The sequence below is a fragment of the Thiomonas sp. FB-Cd genome, from assembly GCF_000733775.1.
In the GTDB taxonomy this organism is placed as follows: Bacteria; Pseudomonadota; Gammaproteobacteria; order Burkholderiales; family Burkholderiaceae_C; genus Thiomonas_A.
Genome location: NZ_JPOE01000005.1, coordinates 1,080,475 through 1,102,317, shown reverse-complemented (window position 1 = coordinate 1,102,317; position 21,843 = coordinate 1,080,475). Strand labels below are relative to the sequence as shown.

The following is a 21,843-nucleotide window of genomic DNA, read 5'->3' as shown; positions in this document are numbered from 1 at the left end:
GCGCCGCATAACGCTGCATATCCCGGCGATGATCGGGCAGCCCACCCGAACCCCGCTGAACCGCCCCTGGTTCGGCGGAGTTCGGGTGTCTTAAGTCATGTCGCGATGGCGGCCTGACTGGCAAGGGTGCTGACGATCGCATCGACCGCTGCCTGCAGCGTTGTTGTCGTCGCCACCGGCAGCGTCCAGCGCTCGCTTGGGCCGAGGTGCCGCCATTGGTGACCAGCGTCTCGTGTTCGGCCAAAGCAGGCATAAGGGTGTGCCCGTGGCAACGACTGCAGCGGTGTGCAAACCGGCCACCGAGATCAGCAAGACTGCAAGCCGACTTCCGGCACCAAGGTATTGTGAAGTTGGGGCAGATGTGATTCTGGTCCAAGGCATCTCCACAATCGTCATGGCATCGACGACTGTGCCGCGGCGGTACCCCACGGCTCCACCGCCACGAACCGCGCGAAGCGAAGCGCCAGGGTCGGCAGCACCAGCAGGGTCAGCGCGGTCGAACTGAACAAGCCGCCGAGAATCACGATGGCCATCGGCCCTTCGATCTCCTGACCGGGAAGATGTGCGCCGATCGCTAACGGCAGCAAGCCCAGCGCCGTGACCGAGGCCGTCATCAGGATGGGCGCAAGCCGGTTCATCGCTCCGAGGCGCGCCGTCTCCCAGGACCAGGGCAGGCCCTCCTCGGTCACCAGTGTCCGGTAATGCGACAGCAGCATGATCGAGTTGCGCAGGGTAATCCCGAACACCGTCACGAAGCCGACTGCCGCGCCCAGCGAGATGGGCAAACGGGCGATCCAGATTGCGGCAATCCCACCCACCAGCGCGAAGGGAAGGTTCACGGCCAGCAGCGCCACCGTCCGCCCGTCGCGCAGCGCGATGAACAGCAGGCCCAGGATCGCTGCCAGGGCCAGTCCGAAATCCAGCGCCAATTGCAGTCTGGCTTGGCCCGACGCTGCCGCCGTGCCGCCGATGCGCAGGTAGTCGCCCGACGTCAGGGGGAGATGCGCAAGCCGGTGGCGGGCCAAGGTCACGAAGTGGCTGGCACTACCGCTGACGTTGGCGGTGACGAGCTGCACGCGCTGCGCGCTGCGGTGAAGGATGAGCGATTGGCCGGAGCGCTCGCGAATGCGTGCCAGCGCGCCCAGCAACACGACCGTGCCGTCGCGGTTGACCAGCGGCACCTTCGCGATCGCTGATGGGTCCGAGCGCAGGGATGGGGGAAGCACCACCACGATGGGCAACGATGCTCCTGCCGTATACACCCGGCCGACCATGGTGCCGCTGTAGCAGGTCTGGATGGCCTTCAGGATCTGCGTCGGCGTGAAGCCATAGCGTGTCAGCGCCGCGCGGTCGAGCGTGATCGAGAGTTCCGGAGTACCGGGGGGCGCCTGGATACGCACCCCGGCCGCTCCCGGCACCTGACGCAGCGCCTCGGCGACGCGTTGGGCGTCGTCGTTCAGCGCCGAGAGATGGCGGCCGTAGAGGGTCACCACCACGGGGGCGGTCACGCCCGACAGCGTCTCGTGGATACGCTCAGTGAGGAAGGTGTTGGCCCACCAGCGCACTCCCGGCGCTCCACGGACCGCCTCCAGGATGCGTGCCTCGGTGGCGGCGCTGTCGGCGTTGCCCTTGGTGCTCAAACCCACGTCGATCTCCGCCTTGTTGGTCAGCGCATTGCCGTTGGACAGGTGGGCTCGCCCGGCGTGCATCACCACATGCGCCACCTCGGGCATGCGCTGCATGATCGCCACGGCGCGCTTCCCGATGTCCATCGTTGTCGCCAGCGACGTGCCGGGCGCCGTCTGGAAATGCACGATGAGGTCGTTCTCGTTGAACCGAGGCAGGAAGCTGGTGCGCAGCAACGGCACGCTGGCCAGGCCGGCGACCACGATCACCCCCACCAAGGCCCACACCGGGCCGGGACGCCTATGCACGCCGGCCAGCAGCCGACCGTAGCCCCGCTTGGCACTGGCCACCAGTGGCGGATCCTTGGGATCGAGATGGCTATGCCCAAGGAGCAGCATCGCCAACGCGGGGGTCACCGTGAGCGCGACCGCCAGCGAGGAAAGGATGGCAAAGATGTAGGCCAGCGCCAGCGGGCTGAACATGCGCCCTGCAACGCCCGAGAGGCGCAGCACGGGCAGAAACACGATGGTCACCGCCAGTGTGGCGAAAATCACGGCCTTGCGCACCTCCATGGTCGCGCGCAGCATGACCTCGTAGACGGGCCGCGGCTGGGCCAGGGCACGATTCTCCCGCAGGCGGCGATGGATGTTCTCCACGCCCACCACGGCATCGTCCACCACTTCGCCCAGCGCAATCGCCAGGCCGCCGAGCGAGAGCGTGTTCAGGCTGAAGCCGAAATGATCCAGGATCAGCGCGGCGGCGAGCAGCGACAACGGGATCGCCGCGAACGAGATGACCGCCGTGCGCCAGTTGCGCAGTGCAAGGTACAGCACCAGCACGATCAACAGCGCGCCGATGGAAAGCGAGTTGCGCACGTCGCGCAGGGCAGTGTCGATGAACGAGGCCGGACGCAGACCGTTGGGCTCGACCGCAATCCCATTGTGCCGGAACACCGGCGCCAGGGTCGCAAGCGCGCGATCCAGACCGCGGGTCACGGCGAGCGTGTTGGCGCCGTACTGGGAACCCACGACCAGCAGCAGACCTGGCTTGGTACCCACCAGCGCGCCGCCGATGGCCGGTGGCGGCGCGGCCACCACGTGCGCGACCTCGCCCAGTGTCACGCTCTGGTGCGCGCGGCGCACCAGCAGGCTGTAGGCCAGCGCTGCCGGAGTTGTGGCCTGGCCATGACTCATCAGGAAGAGTTGCTGGTTGGGCGTATCGACGACACCTGCGCCGCGCACCCCGCTCGATTCGGCCGCCGCCGTGGTGAGCTGATTCAGCCCGATGTGCAAGGCCACGAGCTTGCGCGGGTCGAACTGTGCCTGGAACTGCTCAGGCTGCGCCCCGAAGATCACCACCTTCGACACCCCGGGCACGGCGAGCAGCGCCGGACGGACGGTCCAGCGAGCGATCTGGGTCAACTGCATCAGCGACAGCTTGGACGAGCTCAGTCCGATGGACAACGCCACCCCGGTCGATGATTGCAGGGGCGCGATCACCGGGGTCGCTCCGGGCGGCAGCATGGCGCTCAGCGGTGCCACCCTTTGCGCCACGAGTTGCTGGTCGCGATACACATCGGTGCGGCCACCGAACACGGCGGTGACCACCGACAGCCCTTCCATCGATTGCGAGCGCAGGTGCGCAAGGCCGGGAATGCCGTTGACGGCATCCTCCACCGGAGTGGTGACCAGCGCCTCGATCTGTCGGGGCGCCAGCCCCGCGGCGTTGGTCACGACCGTAACCGAGGGTTGCCCGAACTCGGGGAACACGTCATAGGGCGCATGGATGACCGCGACGACGCCCACGAGCGTCAGCGCGAGCGCCGCGAACAGCACCAGCCAGCGAAGACGCAGGCAGAACTCGACGATTGCACGCATCAACGTTCCCCTTCAATCGTCGTCATCGTCCGGCTTGGCCGCCTTGGCAGCTGCAGCCGGCGCCGGCGCCTGTGACGCCGAGAACACCAACGCAGCGCCAGCGACCACGATGTGCTGTCCAGGTTGCAGCGCAGCGCCGTCACGCCCAGAGACGAAATACCCCTGTCCGACACGCACAGGCTCGTGCAGCGCGATCGGTGTGAAGGTGTTGGTGCTGCTTTGGCGGTACACGAGCGCATGCCCGTCGTGCCAGACCACTGCCGACGCAGGAATCAGCACGCCTGACACGGTACCCGGTCCGCGCAGCGTGACCGTGATCGGCGTCCCGATGGGCGCTGAGTCCTGGGGCGTCATGAGGTAGTACAGACCGGGGCCAGCGACCCCCGCTGCAGCGCGCGGTGCGCGGCTGATCCATCGCAGGGCCACGGGTTGGCCGTCGGGTGTCGACGCCTGGGCATGGGTCGATACGCGCGGAAGCGATTGGCCGAGCGGAACGCTGGCTTCGACGAGCTGCTGAGTGCCGCTTTCTAACTGCGGTAGTGGCGCGGCGCCGGAGGCCGCTGCGGCCCCGAGCCTGGCACCCCAGTCGGTGCGTGCGCGGGCCATGAGCTCGCCCAGTTGCGCCTGAGCGCTGGCCTGTTCGGCCTGAGCGACCTGCAGGTGCGCTTGCGCAGCCTGGAAAGCCGCCTGCGAGATGTTGTGCTGGTTACCGTACAGATTGGTGGCGCGTGCAGCCTCACTACGCGCGAGCGCCGCTGCGGCATGCGCCGCCGCGAGCTTGCCCCGCGCAGCGGTGATCTGAGCCGCCAGGTTGATCAAGGGGCCCGGGTCGAGGACGATGCCGAAGGCGTTTATCGTCTGCGCGCGCTCGACCTGCTGCAGCTCGACGGTGCGGATGCCGCCCGCCGAGACGGCCTTGGCATCGAGGGTGACCGTGGAGAGTTCGCTCGCGCCGGCAGTGCCCGCGGCGGCAATGGCCGCGACCGAAAACGCGGCCCACTTGAGAAGGTGTGTCCTGAGCATCATTGGCTCCGGTTGGCAACCAGGAAGGGGTGGTAGAGCGCCGCTTCGAGGCGGCCGAGCGCGTTGCGCTCGTGGACCGACGCCGACAGCGCGCCCTGTTGTGCCTGCACGTAGGCCAGCCTGGCGCCGAGAATCCGTAGCCGGCCGATTTGCCCCGCGGCGAAGGCGTCCTGCTCCCGCTTGAGAGCATCGGCGGCGGCCTTGCGCAGCCGGCGCGCGCTGTCCAGCTCGGACACGCTGGCGTGCCAGTCCGTCCGTGCTTGATCGATCTCGGCCAGCACGTTGGTCTGGGTCGCGAGGAACTGCTCGGCTGCAACTCGTCGTGCGGCGCGGGCCTGAGCGATCGGGCCCTGGTTCTGGTTGAGGATGGGCAGCGGCAGGGATATCGACAGGATGAACTTGTTGTCGCCCTGGTCGTAGTGGTAGCCGGGACCGATGTCGATGGCGGGGTACTGCTGCGCAACCGCCAGGCGCAGCGCGGCCTCTGCGGCGGCGTAATGCGCGAGAGCAGCGAGTACGTCCGGGCGCGAGGTGAGCGCCGAGTGGATCAGGGGTTCAAGGCGGCCGGGCTGCCGTGGGTGGGCGATGCCCCGCATGTCGAGATCGACGCCATCCAGCGCGGTGGTCGGCAAGCCCAGTGCGGCAGCCAGGGAGGCTCGCCCCAGTCGACTGGCGCGGCGCTGCGATGCGAGCTCCAGTTCGGCCTGGTTGAGGGCGAGCGTCGCGGTGGTCAGCGTCGCTGCCGAGACCATGCCTGCCTGATAGCGCTGCGCGACGACCTCGCGATAGCGCTCCGCAAGGGACGCACGCTGCGCAGCAAGCGCTGCGGCTTGCTGCGCAGCCCAGAGATCGAGCATGGCTGTTCGCACCTGGCCGCGCAGTTGCCAGGCGGTGACGGCGATGGCCTCGCGCGCCTGCTCGGTTCGAGCCCGTGCCTGCGCGATGCGTGCGGGACGCGCACCGTAGGATTGGATCAGGAAGGTGACGACGGGGCCGACCGTCCAGGGCGGCGCTGGGGTGGTCGTGTCGTAGGTGGGCGCAAGTTGCAGGTTCGGGTTCGGCAGCGCCGCCGCGGTGGTCTCGCCGCCCTTGGCCTCCAGCAGCCTGGCCTCGGCCAGCGGCATGTCGGGGCGCTCATAGGCGGCCACCAGGGATAGCGTGGAGAGGTTCCAGGGTGGTGCACTGCTCTTGTGCAGTTGGGCCGCGAGGAAGCGCAGCAAACGGGGATCAGAGAGCGTGCGCCTAGCCAGTGCATCCGCAGTCTTGTCGGGATGGATGGGCTGCGGTGTGTAGCTCGCGCATCCGGCAAGCAGCGCGGAAACGAGCAAAGCGGCCGACAGACGGGTCTTCATCGCGTCGTATCGCATGAGGGAAAGCGCTCATGCTAGGAACGCGGGTGTCGTCAATTTGTCGTCGGCTCAGACCGGCCGTCGTCACGCAGATGCAGGTCCAGCCGCACTTGCAGCTCACCCGATTCGCCGTGCGTGTAGGCGAGGCTCCACCCCAGCCGATCGCACAACTGCCGCACCAGATACAGTCCGATACCGGCTCCAAGGGTGCGTCCGGCATCGGCAAGGGCAAGCGAGCGATAGAGACGGGCCACCGCGGCGGCGTCCAACGCATCGCCCCGGCTGTCGATGGAAAACACACCCTTCCGAAGGCCGATCTCCAGACGCCCAGCCGGAGTGTGCTCAATGGCATTGCGGACCAGATTGCCGAAGATCATCGCCGCAACAGCGGGCGCAACACGCACCGAGGCGGATTCAATGGTGCCGACCTCCAGGGAAAGCGGCCGCCCTTCGAGCAGGGGCCGGTAGTCATCGATCAGGTCGGGCAACCATGTTTCCAGCGCCAGGGGCGCAGGCGCAGCCGCTGGCGAGGGCTCCTTGGCGAGCTGCAGCAGGGCCGCCAGCGTGTCCTGCATGGAATCGGTCGTGAGGCGGATGCGCTGCAGCGCCCGCTGACCATCGGCGCCGAGCGTTTCGGACTCGAGCACCTGGGCGGCTCCAGCGATGACCGAGATCGGCGTGCGCAGTTCGTGGCTCGCAGTGTCGACGAACTCGCGCTCGCGCAGCACGAAGCCGTCGAGCCGCTGCAGAAAGCCGTTGAATGCGGTCTCCAGCGCCTGGATCTCATGCAACTGGTACCCCGGCGTCAAACGCGCCTCGCGCAGCGATGGATCGAGTGCATGCACGGCGCCCACCAGACGTGAAACGGGGCGTAACAACCTGCCGGCAAGCCACCAGGTGGCAACCATCAGCAGCGCAAGCCCCAGCGCGACGATCGCATCGAGCAGGTAGGCGAGACGGCGCTCCTGTGCCCGCTGCGCCGAGATGTCGATCAGCGCTGCCATTCGATGGCCCTGAACGTCCCGCACCAGGACTGCGTAAGGCAGGTTCTCCGGGTCGATGTCGTCGTACAGCCCCGGACCGAGGCGGCGCACCTCGGCCGGCAGGCTCCGCGCGGCGGGCGAGTCGAGGTCGACGAGGCGTACCCTCGGCGGGTTGACGTCGCCCGCCGGAAGGTGGGCAGCCCGCAGATCGCGCACCATCACGTCGCCGAGCAGGCTCATCCATACCAGGCGCTCGTGCCGGTCGTTCAGGAACCCTCCGACAGCGATCACGGCCGCACTCAGCACCGCCGCGTACAGGAGCAGCCCTACCGTGATGCGGGCGCGCAGGCTATTCGTTTTCACGGTCGTCGGGGGTCGCTGTTGCGGCGAGTCGATAGCCGACCCTGGGAACCGTGTGCAGCAGCTTGCTCGCAAATGGCGCGTCGATCGCACGTCGCAACACGTGCATCTGCGAGCGAAGCAGGTCGCGATCGGGCGGGTCGTCGCCCCATAGCACTTCCTCCAGCCGCTCCCGCGGCACGAGCGCCGGCGCCGCCCGCATCAACACTTCGAGCAGGCGGCGGGTTGCCGGCTGCAGGGCGATGGGCCGCGCGTCGCGCGTAACCTCCGCCGTGCTCAGGTCCATGACCAGATCACAAATCTGCAGCCGAGCATCGGTCACCCGGCCGCTGGCGCGGCGGATCTGCGCAAGCAGCCGTGCCTCCAACTCGGCAAGGTCGAACGGCTTGACCAGGTAATCATCGGCACCGATGCGCAGCGCCTCTATCTTGTCGGCTATTTCTCCCTTGGCTGTGAGCATCAGCACGGGGACGTCCTTGCGCACGCTTCGGCGCAATTCCTGCAGGACTTGTACCCCGTCCATGCGTGGCAGCGTCCAGTCGAGAACAATCGCGTCATAGTGGTTGTCGGAAGCGAGGCGCAGGCCGGTGGCGCCGTCGGGCGCTGCGTCCAGAATATGGCCGCGCGCCTCGAAGTAGGCGAACAGGTTGGCCACCAAGGCGCGATTGTCTTCGACGATGAGCAGCTTCATGGGGATTCGGTGCCGAGGGTCTCGCCCGTCAGGGCACATTCTCGCTTGGTGCATTTCGGCACGCCTCGCGTGGCCGAACTGTGGCCGCGATAGAAGGGGCCCCGCTCCTCATCGTGGAAGCCTACGATCAGGTGACCGATGGTCTCTGTGTCCAACATAGGAATCACCACTCCTCCGAACCCGCGCAGCCCCTCCCGGAGCGCCTACCGCGAGAGATGCTATGGATGCCTCCCTCCTTCGGGCTGGGCAGTGGATTGGGCACAAAGCCTGAACAGCCGTTGGTCAGTAGAGAAGTCCCGAGTTGCGGGTGAATCCTCTGCTGGATACGGCATCAAAGCGCCCAAGAAGTGATAGACCACCGTCTTCACCAACACCACAGAGGATCCATCATGAGTCGTAATACTGGGATGCACGCGGGACAAGTGATTGGCACGATGGCCGGGCAGCAGGTGGTCGGCCTGGACATTGCGCAGAAGGTGTTTCAACTGCACAGCGTCGACATGGAGACCGGCGAAATCTCCAACGTGCAAATCAAGCGGGCAAAGGTGCTAGAACACTTCGCCAACCGCAGGCCCAGCCTGATCGCCATCGAGGCTTGCGGCAGTGGACACTACTGGGCACGGGCGTTGCGCTCTTTGGGCCATACCGTGCGACTTCTGCACGCCAAAGTGGTTCGCCCATTTGTCAGCGGAAACAAAACCGACGCCACGGACGCACGCGCCATCTGGCTGGCGGTGCAGCAACCTGGTGTCAAGTTTGTGGGCATCAAATCAGTAGCTCAGCAGGCGACGTTGACATTGCACCGGCAGCGTCAGGCACTGATGAAGATGCGAATCATGCAGACCAATGCACTGCGAGGGTTACTCTACGAATTCGGAGCCACCTTCGCCAAGGGCGATAAAGCGCTGTTCAGCGAAATTGAGTCGGCACTTGAGGCGCTGGCAAGCACCCTCCCGCAGGTGGTCGTCGACAGCTTGCGGGAGCAGGTCATGCGTGTCAAGGCTTTTGAAGTGGACATTCTGGCCATAGAGGGTCGACTGAAATTGCAACTCCAGCAAGACCCCCAGATGCAGCGCATTGCCAAGATTCCAGGCGTCGGATTGCTGACCGCCACAGCGGCCATAGCAACCATGGGGGAAGCCAGCGCATTCAAGTCCGGACGTGAATTCTGTGCCTGGCTGGGCCTTGTGCCGTCACAAAGTGGCACCGGTGGCAAAGTTCGGCTGGGCAGCATCTCCAAACGAGGGGACACCTACCTACGTACCCTGCTGGTCAATGGTGCCAGAGGCGTAGTGCACAACGTCAGGCAACCAAGTCCCTGGATGGCGGGGCTGAAAGTACGACGCCATTCGAATGTCGTCTGCGTGGCGCAGGCAGCCAAGATGGCGAGAACGATCTGGGCACTTACTGCCAAAGCGCAGGAGTATGAAAGCAACCATGTGAGTGTGAAACCCGAAATGGCGTGAATCGCCGGCGCCAAACAATGGTGCCAATCCGCTGACAGGAGGTGTGAATAGATAGCAGGCAGCACAAGCGAAGTGATGTGAAAGTGGTCAGACCGCGGGTGAGCAAAACCTGGTAAACCGCTCGGACGTAAAAAGTCCTCGCGAGAGATGAGGTGTTCGCCAGCGAATAAGCATCGGGGCCCGCAGATCCCAGGCAACTGGGCAACTGCAATGAGGCCGGATATAAGGACGCAGCCGACTTCTTCTCATCACAAGCAAAATCTGCTTGCTATCCGGGAGGCATCCATATAAGCGGTTTAGTCCAAGGCCGACTGTCAGTCGCTGAGTGGCGTGATGCCGAACACGCGATCCAGCAGCGCCCGAAGGCCGACCTCTCGGGACCCGCGGTCCACGTGAATCGCGTCACCATCCGTCTCCTTGACGACGACGTACACGTGCTGCCGTGTTGCGCGAAGAGAGATTGCGGCAACGCGTCGAATCCGATCGGAGCCCCCATCCGCGATGAAGACCTCCGGCGGGATCTCGCCATCGTCGCTGACCGTGTAGGGAATCGGCACCGTCCACCCATCGTCCAGGCTCGCCGTAAGCCGCGTCACCTCGATTCGTTTCAGCCGGGCAAGGCGCTCGATGGCCGGCCGCAGAAATGCGGGCGGGCCCTTAGGCTGGGTCAGCGCCTCGACCAGTGAGATCGAACGGACTCTCCGTACCGAACCCGGCGCACCCACAGCTAAATCGGGGACCGCAGTCACGCCCTTGGCCGCGACGGGCGCGGTGCCACCTTCCGCGAGCTGCGTTTCGCTCCACACGCGCTTGTACGCTAAGTCTGGGAACTTCACCTCGCGCAGAAGCAGCCGCCTGGTGCGAGGGGCGAGCGCGCCGGAGGCATCGCGCTCCCGCAAGGTGGGGTCCTTTGCATCCGGGGCGCCTACGCGGCTCTGGGTGCCTGCGCTGCCGCTCGGCGCCGCGGGACGCCAAGGCCGGCGCTTAGCGCCCGTGGTCTTGACCTGCAGGTTCTCGAACGGGAATGGATGCGAACACGAGCGCAGGCGGTAGGCCAGGAAGGTCGACCGCGGTTGTCCGCCGAGCGACAGCCACTTCCCGGAGGCCTTGATGGTCGTCGCCCCCTCGAACGGGAACACGCACTGCGGGTAGATGTCGGCGACGCCTGGCGGCGGCTGCCGCAGCAGGGAGACGGCGATCATGGCGGCGGCGTTCGCGGCGGTCTTGTCAGCCGCGATGCGCGCGATGTCGGGCCCGGACTCCTTTGGGACTCCTTCGGCGAGGTCCAATTCGACATCCTCGCCGAACGGGCCGATGCGAACCGCCGAATACAACCGCTTCGAGTCGAACGGTGGCAGGAACAGCGATGCCAGCAAGGGGCTCGACGAGCCGAAGTAGAACCGCGCCAGCTCCATGCTCGGGACGACCATGCTGCGGCCCTCGCCGAGGTCCACCCGGACGCAGTACGAGCGGGTGTTGGCCATGGGTGCTCGGCGGCCGGCAGCAGGAAGTTGTCGTTGGCGTCGCTGTACCCGACCTTGAGCAGCTGGGCGGTCGTGCGGTCGATCTTGATCTTCTCGAAGATCTCGACCTCGTGTTCGGGAGAGGCGACGAGGCGCTGGTCGGACCACAGGTCGCCGATGCGCAGCAGCATGGTGGAGTCGACCGAGACCCAGCACTTGAACTGCTTCTGCCACGGGAGGGTCGACGCGGCACTGACCGGCGCCATCGGGTCCGCCAGCACTGCCGGATCGGTGACGCGCGAAAGGTGAACGAAGACCGAAGGCTGGTTGCGGCGGAGCAGGAGGTCGGGGAACGCGATGCCGCCGAACCAGTCGACTCGCCACAGTCCATCACCCCGGGGAAACGCCCCGATTTGCATGCCGTTCCCCTGAAATGATCGCTATAGTCGCACCGTCTTCGCTATAGTCTCATTCACTTCGCTAAGTCGACAAATAGTGTCAACATAGCGAAGTGAATGGGACTGGAAGTCACTTTTTGCGAAGAAATTAGTGAAGAGGATGAAACGAATTAGTGAAGTTGGCGGAACTGGCTAGGCCTTGTCGGAGTTCCGATTTCCAGGCCGAGAGGTTTACCGATCGGCCTCCAGCGTTCGGCGACCGCAGACGAGAACAGCGACACTGCGAACACCACACAGATAAAATGCGGCTTCTCGCTCGGATTGCCTTTTGGGGTGCAAATCCACCCGTGTGACACCAATTTTTCGCTCACTTCGGCGCACGAATGGACTTGAGCTTCGAGTTGCCGTGCGCAACCTGGTGTCAGCGAAGTCAGAAACATGGAAGAGCATTCGCGGCATCCACGTGTTCAAGCGTCGCTTTTACTGGGCAACCGTTTTATCTCCCGACAATGCCTTCGCATATGGATAGGCTGGCATCCCCGGTAGCTTGGGATCAACGACGGTCCCCTCACCATCGATAGTTTGTAGCTTCACCCCCCCGCTTCCTTCAGGCGCGTTGCGAATTTTGTCATTTCGCGTCCTCCAATTGAATGATGCTACCTTTATCAACGATCCTGGCGCTGCAGCGCAGGTTCGCGTGCCAGACGTGTAGCATAGGCGTGGGAGGGACGCATGCAAGTGCAACGCTTTCCGGTCATTTACCTGACCGGTGCTCCAGCAACGGGCAAATCGACAGTCTCCGCTGCCTTGGCCACGAGACTGCCAGGGTTGCTGGTGTTCGCATACAGCAAAGAACTGCGCAAGTTCGCTGAACGTCGAACGGGCCTGTCCATGAGCGAGGATGACATCCGGCGCATGTCTGGAGCCGTGATCACACCAGAAGATGTTCAAGGGCTCGATTTAGAGCTCGCAGAGCTCGCCGCCAAGCGTCGCGAGACTGGACCAATGATCATCGACTCGCATGCCGTCACGAAGGAGTCATACGGATTTCGCGTGACGTCCTTTGGACCCAAGACTTTGCTCGCATTAGCACCGGATTGCATTGTTTGCCTGTACACCGACCCCGACGTGGCCTGCCAGCGCATAGCCGACGACCCGAGAGGGCGACCGAAGATCTCGCCCCTCGAGGCCGGCATGCACACCCAGCTGCAGTGCTCGGTCGCCATCGAGTACGGGATCCTGCTTGCAAAACCCGTCTATTTCATCGACAGCAGCGGTCCTCTCGAAGGAGTCGTTGACGCAGTTGCGAATAAGGCGCGACTGTCGTAACAGGCCACGGCTGATGAAGGCTACCGGGGGCAGCGGGACTTTAGACTGTGCCCCTTTATTGATTCGGCCCTCAAACAGTGTCATGCGGCGTATTTGACAAACGGATCTTGAAAGAAGGTTTTGACACGCTCGGGCTTGTTGGTCAGGGCGGTCATGTGCTCAACGGCGGCGGCCTGCAACTTCGCCTTGGTTCTCACTGGAACCTTGGTTCGGATCACATGCTTGAGGTCCGCGTTCAGGCGCTCCTCCGGATTGAGCTCAGGGCTGTAGCTGGGCAGATAGAACACCTCCATCTGCTCGGCGTGCTGCGCCAGCCACGCCTTCACCGGCTTGCAATGATGCACCCCCAGGTTGTCCAGAATCAGGAAGATCTTCTTGCCCGTGTCTTTGACCAGGGACTCGAAGAACTCGATCAACCGCTCATGGTTGAACGCGCCGTCGATGATCATCCAGCGCGCCTTGCCCTGGTTGGTCACGGAGGCAATCATGGAGAGCTTTTGACGTGTGCCGCCCACCGCCATGGCCACCGGCGTCTGCCCCTTGGGCGCAAAGCTGCGGCCCCGCACATCGGTGTTGACCAGCGCCGTCTCGTCGCCCCAGTGAATCTCTGCGCCCTCGGCCTTGGCGCGCTGCGCAATCTGCGGGTACTGCGTGTCCAGCCATTCCTTGACCGCTGCAGGTGACTGTTCATAGGCCCGCTTGATCGGCTTTTGCGGCGTGAAGCCCCAGCGCGCCAGGTATTTGCCCACTGAGCGCACATGCAGCTTGATGCCGTATTCGCGCTCGATCAACTGCATGACGGCGGCTCGGCTCCATAGTGCGAAGTCCATCTTCAACTGCTCCGGGCGGTGGTCGCAGATGAGGCGCTGTATGGCTTGTTCCTGCTCCATCGACAGGGCGCGATCCTCGCCACTGCGCCGACCGCGTGTGCGCGGCGCCAGACCCGCCAATCCCTGCGATTCAAAGCGCGCGATCGTCTTGCTCACTGCCGTGTAGCTCAACCCGATCTCCTGGGCAATCTGCGTGCGCGTTCGCCCTCGTTTGTGGGCGCGGATGACTTGCCGGCGCCGCTCGTGCTGCTCGGCTGGGCTGAGTTTTCTTGCATCGTCTTTTTCCATGAATCTGAGATGCGGAAAAACTCAATAAGTTCAATCTATTTGTGGGCCGAATCTATAGTACCTTCCTACGGCGCTGGTATGTAGTGTTTTGGAGTTAGATTGTGTTCTATTGAGTGGCGCGCCACTGTGCGCGACAGGCCCCCTGGTGTCGATCAGTTAAGGAACCCATGGCAACACGTTCGAATGCCCAACTAGACTTGCGACGAGCAATCAACGCGGTCTCCGACGTTATCCAGAATCGGCCACAGCCTTTGCGCGAGTTCGACCAGATCTACATGAAGGCTGGAGACATGGTGCTCCAAACAAGCCTCGTCGCCCAGCGCTTTGCTGATCGCCGATTGATATTCATTGGGGACGGCGACGCAATCAGCCTTTGCCTAGCCTATCTGATGCATCGACAAGTTCTCGACGAGGGACCCAGCTCCATCTTGGTGCTCGATTTCGACGAGCGAATTGTCAACGCCGTGGCCAGGTTCGCTGATCGGGCTGAGATGTCCGATCGCATCAAGTCTCGCCTCTACAACTGCATTGACCCTTTGCCAGAGGATATCCTGGGTCAATTCAACGCTTTCTATACGAATCCGCCCTGGGGCGCGAGTAACGATGGCGAGAGCGTCAAGGTCTTCGCGGAGCGGGGGATGGAGGCCTGCGGGGCAGATGCCGTTGGCGTCGTGGTGATTGCAGATGACAAGGCTGTGCCTTGGTCGCAGCGCGTCTTGGCGCAGGCTCAGCGATTCGCGTTGGACAACGGCTTCTTCGTCCAGGAGATGCAGACCAACCTGCACGAATACCATCTGGATGATGCGCCTGACCTGAAGTCCTGCAACCTGTTCTTCCGTTCGCACCCTGATCGGCAATTGCCAATGAAGAGCTACGCGCTGCATGAAAAGAGGCTCGAGGACTTCTATGGCCGCGAACAGAACCTTCGCGTGAAATACGTGCGAGACGCCAATCGAGTTGACTACGGCAAGGCTGTCGATGGCACCTATCAGCTAGAACTGCTTGGAGATTCCCAATGACCATGCTCAAGCAAGGTGATCCGTTTCTCTACATGAAGGTCGGCGTCCACGCCAATGAGTCGCTCCAGGACATCATTCTTCGCAAGCGCGCGGAGATCGCGGCGGCGGGCGTTTCGTTCTGGGGTTACGGTGGCAATAGCTGCCATCCCTTCACAGCGGTTCAACCCTTCGTTAAACAGGTCTCGGCGAATGGCACGAAGGTCATGCTACTGATGGAGGAGATTTCCTCCCATCACTACGCCGCGGGTAAGGCAAAGGAATTCAGCGCGGACGGTGGCAATACCTACCAGCCTGTCCCCAAAGGAGTGAATGTGATTGGGTCGCGCTTCGCGCTCATCGTCAACTCACTGGACGACTTCGACCTCAGTGTGCCGTTGTCAAAGACGTCCGTGGGCATCGGTCGCATGGTGGGCACGCGCGGAGACCAATATATTCGCGGCCGTGTTGACAAAGCTTGCCTCGTCTATGACCCTGCGGCACATCCCGGGCCCGATGATCGGGTCGTGAAACTGAGCCTAGCTGCCCAGCTGGCGCAACCCTACGCCGTTGTTCTCCGCTAGCTGGGGATGTCGCGGCTGCCTACGCGAGCCAGCCTGGTGCGGGTTTTTCGACGTGCTCCTTGATCACCAAATCGAGGAATGCGATGAAGGCGGTTTTGCCACTCATTTGCATATTATCGTAGGCGAAACGGATAGTCTCATCAGCCCTTGGCGATGTATTGACCGCCGCGCGAACGCGCTGCAGACCGAGGGTCGCGCAAATCGATTTGAAGATCTGCTCTAGACAGTAGAGCTGCCGCCGGAGTGCGCCCGCGTCGAGCCAACGAGTCTCGAGCGCTGGAAGCGATCGCAGTGCGCGTTTGTCCCCGGTTGCAATTCTTAGGTTGCCTCGGCTGACGGCGATCACGGCAAGCATGAGCTCGCCTTCTTGCAGATCGAGGCCGCTCTCGACAGCTAGCTTACCTACCTTGGCAATAGTCCTAGTTTCCGCGTCAGTCGGCTCTATGACCGTGATCGACTGTAGCGCCGCATGGAGTCGATCTGCCTCTTCCTTAGAGTGCGTTAGCTGGAGGCGCCTAGCCTCCGAAAGCTGCCCCATGTAGCGCAGCATAACGGCTAGCGAGCCTAAGTCGGCTGAGGAATACCCGATTGCATGGACGCCTTCGTTGAAAACGTCCATGCGGGCCAACTTGATGACTATGTCGTTGTCGATGAGGAGCGCCGTCATATGGGGGCGACTGCCTCAAGGAATGCCCGCGACTGTGCCATGGCATCTGCCTCGGCACGCCCAAGTTGGCTCCACAGCACTCGGTTAACCAGCGTGCCGGGCTTCTCGGATTGCGTCGCTACCCGAGATGCAGCAGCCATCGCCATCGACCACTCGCTGGTTGTGTGCCCGAACGACATGGCAACGTGGCCTGGGTCGACTTGCATGGTTGCACCCACTGCGATCGCCATCTGAGCCAACTCGCGTGCAGTGCCATGTGTGCCGAGGCCATCTCGGTCTACCGAGAAGTTCTCGCTGCCCGTGAGTAGACCTTGCGCGTATCGATCTGCCGCAACCTCTTCCTCGTCATCGATCAACTCGCCGGGGTCATTGTCCGGATCCTTGGGATCGGCATCGACGATCGCAGACGCTCCCTTGAGATGGCCGAGCGCGATGTGCCCCAGCTCGTGGGCGACGTGAAACATGTATTGGGCTTCTGATCCGGACTCGCGCGCGACCAGAATCGCATGCTGTTCTCCCAGGCGAACTGCGATGGCGGTCACACCCTTCGTGCGCGCTGGAAAGAGGCGCAGATGCAGGACGGGTATGCCTAGAGACCAGCAGATGGTCAGGACATCTCCGAACGAGACGTAGGGGCGTCCCGAGCCAAGAAGAAGGTTGCGGATCGCCGTTGGGTCAGTGGGTATTGGCTGCGCCGGCGCCTTACGCATCTCCCCGAGCACGACTCGGCCAACTCCCTGGGCGAACGCAACGAGCACATCGCGACGTGCGCCTGGCGCGAGCCGCATGTGCTTGAATTTTGGGACGCCCGTGTAAAGGAACCCAACTGGGACGCCGTCGTCTAGCAGCGATTCTGGATCGAGGCTCAGGCGCTTGGCCAGCAGGAGTGAGACGAGAGTCTTCGCCGACGACGAATTATCGGTCGGATCCCACCAGTCAGGCAGCGAAGCGCGCACAAAGTCCTGTGCGAACCCGACTTCGACTAGGCGCTCGACAATTAAGTTGGCAGACGTCGCCAAGGCCATCACCTCCTAGACGCGCGGGCAACCGCTCCCGCAGCTCGAATGATCGCAGCAATTGCCCGGGCATGCTCCGGCGTTCCATTCCACACGGCATGTACGGCCCCGAGAATCACCTTCTCTACCTCGGAGGACAGGTTCGGCGTGTGCTTCTCCGAGACTTTCTCTGCTGCATAAATGCATAGGCGAGAAAAGGCCTTGCCACTTCGTCCGGGGCAACGCCGTAAGATACGCGACACTGCGGGTTGGCTGATGCCCGCCCCCACGGCAATATCTGCCTGCGAGAGGGGAATCGTGCCCAAGTCGCGCTTCATCTTCTCCCAAGATAGCTTGATGTCGGAGGCCACAAAGGCTATAGTAGACGCATAAATGCATAGTCGCAACGACATGATCAAGCACGCGCAACTGCCTGAAGCCTTCTGCTGGACAAAGTTTGGTACCGAGTCCGGCGAAGCGATCGAGGATATCGTCGCTCGCAAGGAGCGCGAGCGCGTCGCCAACGGCGGTGTCTTTCTCTGGGGCATCGGCAACAGCGTGGGCCCGGCTGTACGCGAGTTCGTGCGAACAACCGCGACCCCAGTCGTTGTCTTCTCGCCGATGCGCAGCAAGCCGAAGGAAATTGACGTCACGCCGTCGAGCCTGCTGACATGGGCCGGTGCCACCACCCTCGATGGCGATGAGTGGCAGATTCCGTCGGGTTCTCGGGTCGTCAGCCGCGACTCAAGCAAGGGCCAGCGCAGAAAAACGACGCACTACGCACTCGTGTGTCGTTCCCGCGAACCCCTCTCCCTGGGCGCCGGCATGGCCGACATCGCTTACGAAACGCTAGCCAATTTTCTAAGCGGAACAAGGCTGGGCCACTCCCAGGTGACTGCCGTGGTCAGGCGAGTAGCGACTGACGTTGCAAGTCCGACGGTCTACCCGGCCGTGTTCATTGCCGAGCTAGTCTTCCCTTACTTCGTGCGCCTGCACGATCCGCGCTCCACCACCAAGCCGAGCTCGCGCGCGACTAGACGCCCGGTTCAAGCCTCACTGCTGGCAAGCGCCTGATCTCCTAGTCAGCTAAGCGGGCATGGATACGATCAGGTCAGGGTCTTGGCAGACGAACCGCGTGCTGCCCGGTGTCGGCCGCGGCCAGGCCAACCCAGTTGACGATGCCCTGCGCGGTGCGGCCGAACTCGCGCGACAGCTCGGCCGGGGTGCGCCCGGCGTGCACGAGATCGACCATCTGCTGCCGGAACTCGGCAGGATTGGGGACTTGGACATGCATGCATAAGGGGACACTCGCCAGCGGCCGGATCGTGGACTTGGATCGGAAATTCGGAACACCGATAATGGTTTACTAAAGACGATGGAACTGGATAGACTCACCGCACTCTGACGATCTTCCGCACCGAAGAATGCCCGTTCGCAGGATTCCGAAGAACCACGTCTCGGTCACGGGTCGGCATGCGACGTCCAAGAGCGTCGGCGACGCGGACTTCGAGTCCCTGCTCGAGGCGGACCACCTCATCCTCCTGGACTTCGACCACACAGTGCGCTCCTACGAGGCGCAGCCGGTGCGGATTCCTGTCCCGGCCAAAAGAACCAGCTACGTCCCGGATGCTCTGACCCACTTCCATCCGGACGCCTCCGGCGTCATCCGCGCCAGCGAGCTCATCGAGGTCAAGCCGAAGGCGCTGCTCAAGAAGCATCGCACCGAATACGAGCCGAAGTTCGAGGCGGCCCGCGCGTTCGCGGCAGAGCACGGATGGGTGTTCGTCCTGAAGACCGAGCGCGACATCCGTACACCTCGGCTCGACAACATCAAATTCCTGCGGCGCTACCGTTCCATGAGCGCCGAGCCCGCCAACGTCGATTGGATCACGCGCCAAATTGCGTCGACCGGCGGTCGGTCCTCCGAGATGCAATTGCTCGCGGCCGATGTCGTCGGTATCGACGAGCGGCTCCGGCTGCTTCCCACCCTGTGGCACTTGGTCATCACGGGGAGGTTGCTCGTCAACCTCGACAAGCCGCTCGCCGACGATTCGCCCATCTCCCTTCCGTCACGGGCGCCATGAACGCACCCAGCGACGACGGCCAGCGCAAGCCTCTTCCCAAGCTCACCATCAGCAAGGGAAGCCGCGTCGTTCAGGAGGAGCGTGAATACACGATCCTGCGCATCATCGACCTTCGCCGCGTCATCGCTCGCGAGCAGGCGTCTGGAGAAAAGGTCGTCCTCGACATCGCTGGCCTCGCCGCACCGTACCGCAGCAACGCAGAGGCGATGTCGGCCATGCCCGAGATCGATCTCGACGCCATTCCTGAGGAAGACTGGGAAAAGGCCGAGTGGCGACTGAAGGTGATCAGGCCCATCCTGGAGGGGAACACCGGCCGCACGAGGCAGAGCGCTGCCCAGCTCGCGAAAGATGCCGGGATCGGCACGACTACGCTGTATCGCTGGCTCAACCTGTACCGCGACAGCGGCCTCCTGTCAGCACTTCTCCCGACACACCCGGATGGCGGCAAAGGACGGAACAGGTTGCGAGAAGACGTCAGGCTCATCGCGACGGAAGTCATCGACCGCAAGTATCTCTCCACGCAAAAGCTGTCCATTGCGAAGACTGCCGAAGAGATCCGCCGCCTCTGCTCCAACGCCGGGATCGACCCGCTCCCGGCCGTCACAACCGTGTACCGTCTCATCGAGAAGATCAGCGGCGAGGAGAAACTCTCCCGACGCGAAGGCCCCAAGGCCGCCCGGGAGCGCTATGCCGTCCACGAGGGATCCATCCCCGGCGCCGACTGGCCGCTGGCGATGGTGCAGATGGACCATACGCAACTGCCGGTGATGATCGTCGACGATGAACACCGGCTGCCGATCGCTCGTCCGTGGATCACCCTGGCGATCGACGTCAATAGCCGCGTTGTCCTCGGCATGTTCACCGCCCTGGAGGAACCATCCGCACTTTCGGCAGGGATGTGTGTGTCCCATGCGATTCTTCCCAAGGAGGCGTGGCTCGAGCGCAAGGGTCTTCGCGATGTCGAGTGGGACTTCTACGGCGTGATGGATGCCCTGCACATGGACAACGCCAAGGAATTCAGGGGCAACATGCTTCGCGTGGCAGCGAAAGAATACGACATCGACCTTCAGCTGCGCCCCGTGAAGAAGCCGCACTACGGCGCGCACATCGAGCGCCTGATGGGCACGGTCTCCGAGGAGCTCAAGGGCTTGCCGGGCGCGACGTTCGCCAATCCGAAGCAAAAGGGGATTTACGATGCCGAAGCCAACGCCACGATGACCTTTGACGAACTCGATGACTGGTTGATCCATCTGTTTCACCGCTACCACCTACGCCCCCACAGCGAGCTCGGTACCAGTCCGCTCGCGAAATGGAAGGAAGGCATTCTCGGCGGCAAGGGCGGAAAGCTTGGGCGCGGGCTCCCAGAGCGCCGAACGGACGTCGAGAAGGTACGCATTGACTTCATGCCCTTCGTGGAGCGCACCATCCAGGATTACGGCATGGTGAACGACGAGGTGTACTACTTCCACGACGTCCTTCGCCCATGGGTCAACGCCATGGACCCGGATCACCCCCGTTCCAAGCGAATGTTCCGCTTCCGCTTCGACCCACGCGATGTCAGTCAGTATTACTTCTTCGATCCAATCGCGAAGCGCTATTACGCGATCCCCTATCGCGATAGCAGCCTGCCGCCGGTGAGCCTGTGGGAGCTACGGGAGGCACGCCTGAAGGCGAAGGCCGAGGGCATTTCCACGAACAACGAGCGCGAGATCTTCGCTATCATCAACAAGCAACGCACGATCGAAGACGCCGCAGCCGAAAAAACCAAGTCGGCCAGGCGCGCCCAGCAAAAGCGCAAACAACAGGCGAAGACCCGAGCCATCAAAAAGAAGGAGCTGCCGACCGTGTCCAATCCGGCGCCGACGTCGGCGCCAGACGTGTTGCGCGGCTATGACCCGTCCAAGGTGGAGGCGATCGATGACGGCGAGTGACGACGGTGATTATGCGCACTTGAGCGCGAAAACCCGCAGTGCGCTTTCCCTGTCGGACGTGGAGCGCATCCGGTTCATACGGGCCGGAACCTGGATCACTCTGGACTACGTCAAGAATGTCTTGGAACAGCTCGAGGACCTGCGAACCCACCCCCGGGTTGCGCGCATGCCGTGCATGCTGCTGGTCGGCGCACCGTTCAGCGGGAAGACGTCTCTGCTCCAGCACTTCCGCGATCTCCATCCACCAGACCTTGACCCCGAATCGCAGACGACAACGTGCGAGGTGCTGATGATCGAGGCGCCGCCGAAGCCGGATATCTCCGACTTCTACAGCAGCATCCTCGACGCCCTCATGGCACCCTACAAGCCGACCGCGCCGGCGCACGAAAAGCGCTCGCAGGTGAAGCGCCTGTTCGCCCATGTCGGCGTCAAGGTGCTGATCGTCGACGAGATCCACCACCTGATCGCCGGTAGCCTGAATCGGCAGCGTGAGTTCCGCAACGCATTGAAGAGCCTGGGCAACGAGACCAAGGTCAGCATCGTCGCCGCCGGCATCGAAGAGGCCTACAACGCTTTTAATGCCGACGCGCAGATGTCCAGCCGCTTCAAGCCCTATGACCTGCCGCGCTGGTCGATCGGGCCAAAGCTCGGCGTCCTCCTCAAAACGCTAGAGAGCCGCACACCGCTCAAGCGCGCATCCGGCCTTCACTCGCCGGGAATGATGACCGCAATCCATGCCCGGTCCGAGTCCAGCCTCGGCGACATCTGTGACCTGGTCAAAGAGGCTGGCGTGAAGGCCATCCGCACGGGCGAGGAGAGAATCACCCTTGCGCTTCTCGACGAACTGAACTGGGTAGCGCCGAGCAAGCGAAAGGGGCACCAGCGCTTCACCGCCTGACGCTGA

At 63.3% G+C, this 21,843-nt stretch carries 19 protein-coding genes; 9 read left to right on the top strand and 10 right to left on the bottom strand.

The annotated features are described in order from the left end of the window. Positions 1-392 precede the first annotated feature (392 nt). The 5 genes from CD04_RS0118890 to CD04_RS0118870 are packed head-to-tail and all read right to left on the bottom strand — an operon-like array spanning position 393 to position 7,909. Positions 393-3,503 (bottom strand): efflux RND transporter permease subunit, encoded by a 3,111-nt coding sequence (locus CD04_RS0118890; protein WP_031409618.1) that lies wholly within the window; start codon positions 3,501-3,503, stop codon positions 393-395. A gap of 12 nt (positions 3,504-3,515) precedes the next feature. Next, complete coding sequence (locus tag CD04_RS0118885) at positions 3,516-4,529, bottom strand: hypothetical protein (RefSeq protein ID WP_231480694.1); 1,014 nt, start codon at positions 4,527-4,529, stop codon at positions 3,516-3,518. Continuing rightward, positions 4,526-5,893 carry a TolC family protein gene (locus tag CD04_RS0118880; RefSeq protein WP_231480693.1) on the bottom strand — a complete coding sequence of 456 codons (1,368 nt, stop codon included), beginning with the start codon at positions 5,891-5,893 and terminating at the stop codon, positions 4,526-4,528. Before CD04_RS0118880 ends, CD04_RS0118885 begins: the two co-directional genes overlap by 4 nt. Positions 5,894-5,928: 35 nt before the next feature. Beyond that, entirely contained in the window at positions 5,929-7,149 is a 1,221-nt protein-coding gene (locus tag CD04_RS0118875; protein WP_231480692.1) for a HAMP domain-containing sensor histidine kinase, read from the bottom strand. 58 nt (positions 7,150-7,207) lie between these two features. Further along, the gene (locus tag CD04_RS0118870; RefSeq protein ID WP_031409610.1) at positions 7,208-7,909 is read right to left on the bottom strand and encodes a response regulator transcription factor; all 702 of its coding nucleotides are present in this window, start codon (positions 7,907-7,909) and stop codon (positions 7,208-7,210) included. Between the two features lie 434 nt (positions 7,910-8,343). Between CD04_RS0118870 and CD04_RS0118865 the strand changes: the two genes are divergently transcribed. Continuing rightward, positions 8,344-9,375 (top strand): IS110 family transposase, encoded by a 1,032-nt coding sequence (locus tag CD04_RS0118865; RefSeq protein ID WP_031404103.1) that lies wholly within the window; start codon positions 8,344-8,346, stop codon positions 9,373-9,375. A 314-nt stretch (positions 9,376-9,689) separates the two neighbouring features. Here the strand turns inward: CD04_RS0118865 and CD04_RS22270 are convergent, their stop codons facing one another. Beyond that, a complete protein-coding gene (locus CD04_RS22270; RefSeq protein WP_051849433.1) occupies positions 9,690-10,859 on the bottom strand; it encodes a hypothetical protein in 1,170 nt (389 codons plus the stop codon). 2 nt (positions 10,860-10,861) lie between these two features. Here CD04_RS22270 and CD04_RS22810 point away from each other — a divergent pair, with 2 nt between their 5' ends. Then, positions 10,862-11,275, top strand: coding sequence for a hypothetical protein (locus CD04_RS22810; protein WP_051849432.1), 414 nt, complete (start codon positions 10,862-10,864; stop codon positions 11,273-11,275). Positions 11,276-11,968: 693 nt separating this feature from the next. After that, positions 11,969-12,565 (top strand): ATP-binding protein, encoded by a 597-nt coding sequence (locus CD04_RS0118855; RefSeq protein ID WP_081858087.1) that lies wholly within the window; start codon positions 11,969-11,971, stop codon positions 12,563-12,565. Between the two features lie 80 nt (positions 12,566-12,645). On the opposite strand, the gene CD04_RS0118850 is transcribed toward CD04_RS0118855, so the two are convergent. After that, positions 12,646-13,683 carry an IS630 family transposase gene (locus CD04_RS0118850; protein WP_031404467.1) on the bottom strand — a complete coding sequence of 346 codons (1,038 nt, stop codon included), beginning with the start codon at positions 13,681-13,683 and terminating at the stop codon, positions 12,646-12,648. Between the two features lie 167 nt (positions 13,684-13,850). Here CD04_RS0118850 and CD04_RS0118845 point away from each other — a divergent pair, with 167 nt between their 5' ends. Both CD04_RS0118845 and CD04_RS0118840 read left to right on the top strand, forming a co-directional pair. Next, positions 13,851-14,702 carry a bis-aminopropyl spermidine synthase family protein gene (locus CD04_RS0118845; protein WP_031409606.1) on the top strand — a complete coding sequence of 284 codons (852 nt, stop codon included), beginning with the start codon at positions 13,851-13,853 and terminating at the stop codon, positions 14,700-14,702. Continuing rightward, entirely contained in the window at positions 14,699-15,262 is a 564-nt protein-coding gene (locus CD04_RS0118840) for a hypothetical protein (RefSeq protein WP_031409604.1), read from the top strand. Before CD04_RS0118845 ends, CD04_RS0118840 begins: the two co-directional genes overlap by 4 nt. A gap of 19 nt (positions 15,263-15,281) precedes the next feature. Here the strand turns inward: CD04_RS0118840 and CD04_RS0118835 are convergent, their stop codons facing one another. Together CD04_RS0118835 and CD04_RS0118830 are read right to left on the bottom strand one after the other, a co-directional pair. Further along, positions 15,282-15,929, bottom strand: a complete 648-nt coding sequence (locus CD04_RS0118835) for a hypothetical protein (protein WP_031409602.1) — start codon at positions 15,927-15,929, stop codon at positions 15,282-15,284. Next, complete coding sequence (locus CD04_RS0118830; protein ID WP_197033166.1) at positions 15,926-16,948, bottom strand: ImmA/IrrE family metallo-endopeptidase; 1,023 nt, start codon at positions 16,946-16,948, stop codon at positions 15,926-15,928. The genes CD04_RS0118835 and CD04_RS0118830 overlap by 4 nt, the downstream gene beginning before the upstream one ends. Positions 16,949-17,317: 369 nt before the next feature. Between CD04_RS0118830 and CD04_RS0118820 the strand changes: the two genes are divergently transcribed. Beyond that, entirely contained in the window at positions 17,318-17,998 is a 681-nt protein-coding gene (locus CD04_RS0118820) for a hypothetical protein (RefSeq protein WP_156030342.1), read from the top strand. A gap of 37 nt (positions 17,999-18,035) precedes the next feature. Here the strand turns inward: CD04_RS0118820 and CD04_RS0118815 are convergent, their stop codons facing one another. Next, positions 18,036-18,218: a helix-turn-helix domain-containing protein gene (locus tag CD04_RS0118815; RefSeq protein ID WP_051849430.1), complete on the bottom strand. Its 183-nt coding sequence runs from the start codon at positions 18,216-18,218 to the stop codon at positions 18,036-18,038. Positions 18,219-18,348: 130 nt separating this feature from the next. On the opposite strand from CD04_RS0118815, the gene CD04_RS0118810 reads away from it, so the two are divergent. Genes CD04_RS0118810 through CD04_RS0118800 form a run of 3 tightly spaced genes read left to right on the top strand, consistent with a single transcriptional unit; the run spans position 18,349 to position 21,837 of the window. Further along, complete coding sequence (locus tag CD04_RS0118810; RefSeq protein WP_031409593.1) at positions 18,349-19,008, top strand: heteromeric transposase endonuclease subunit TnsA; 660 nt, start codon at positions 18,349-18,351, stop codon at positions 19,006-19,008. Then, entirely contained in the window at positions 19,005-20,939 is a 1,935-nt protein-coding gene (locus CD04_RS0118805) for a helix-turn-helix domain-containing protein (protein ID WP_038168560.1), read from the top strand. The genes CD04_RS0118810 and CD04_RS0118805 overlap by 4 nt, the downstream gene beginning before the upstream one ends. Next, positions 20,926-21,837, top strand: coding sequence for a TniB family NTP-binding protein (locus tag CD04_RS0118800; protein ID WP_031409588.1), 912 nt, complete (start codon positions 20,926-20,928; stop codon positions 21,835-21,837). The genes CD04_RS0118805 and CD04_RS0118800 overlap by 14 nt, the downstream gene beginning before the upstream one ends. The last annotated feature ends 6 nt before the right edge of the window (positions 21,838-21,843 follow it).

Coding starts and splice junctions, on each gene's coding strand:
- CD04_RS0118890 (WP_031409618.1), bottom strand. CDS start 3,503: ATGCGTGCAATCGTCGAGTTCTGCCTGCGTCTTCGCTGGCTGGTGCTG.
- CD04_RS0118885 (WP_231480694.1), bottom strand. CDS start 4,529: ATGATGCTCAGGACACACCTTCTCAAGTGGGCCGCGTTTTCGGTCGCG.
- CD04_RS0118880 (WP_231480693.1), bottom strand. CDS start 5,893: ATGCGATACGACGCGATGAAGACCCGTCTGTCGGCCGCTTTGCTCGTT.
- CD04_RS0118870 (WP_031409610.1), bottom strand. CDS start 7,909: ATGAAGCTGCTCATCGTCGAAGACAATCGCGCCTTGGTGGCCAACCTG.
- CD04_RS0118865 (WP_031404103.1), top strand. CDS start 8,344: ATGGCCGGGCAGCAGGTGGTCGGCCTGGACATTGCGCAGAAGGTGTTT.
- CD04_RS22270 (WP_051849433.1), bottom strand. CDS start 10,859: ATGGCCAACACCCGCTCGTACTGCGTCCGGGTGGACCTCGGCGAGGGC.
- CD04_RS0118855 (WP_081858087.1), top strand. CDS start 11,969: ATGCAAGTGCAACGCTTTCCGGTCATTTACCTGACCGGTGCTCCAGCA.
- CD04_RS0118850 (WP_031404467.1), bottom strand. CDS start 13,683: ATGGAAAAAGACGATGCAAGAAAACTCAGCCCAGCCGAGCAGCACGAG.
- CD04_RS0118845 (WP_031409606.1), top strand. CDS start 13,851: ATGGCAACACGTTCGAATGCCCAACTAGACTTGCGACGAGCAATCAAC.
- CD04_RS0118840 (WP_031409604.1), top strand. CDS start 14,699: ATGACCATGCTCAAGCAAGGTGATCCGTTTCTCTACATGAAGGTCGGC.
- CD04_RS0118835 (WP_031409602.1), bottom strand. CDS start 15,929: ATGACGGCGCTCCTCATCGACAACGACATAGTCATCAAGTTGGCCCGC.
- CD04_RS0118820 (WP_156030342.1), top strand. CDS start 17,318: ATGCATAGTCGCAACGACATGATCAAGCACGCGCAACTGCCTGAAGCC.
- CD04_RS0118815 (WP_051849430.1), bottom strand. CDS start 18,218: ATGCATGTCCAAGTCCCCAATCCTGCCGAGTTCCGGCAGCAGATGGTC.
- CD04_RS0118810 (WP_031409593.1), top strand. CDS start 18,349: ATGCCCGTTCGCAGGATTCCGAAGAACCACGTCTCGGTCACGGGTCGG.
- CD04_RS0118805 (WP_038168560.1), top strand. CDS start 19,005: ATGAACGCACCCAGCGACGACGGCCAGCGCAAGCCTCTTCCCAAGCTC.
- CD04_RS0118800 (WP_031409588.1), top strand. CDS start 20,926: ATGACGGCGAGTGACGACGGTGATTATGCGCACTTGAGCGCGAAAACC.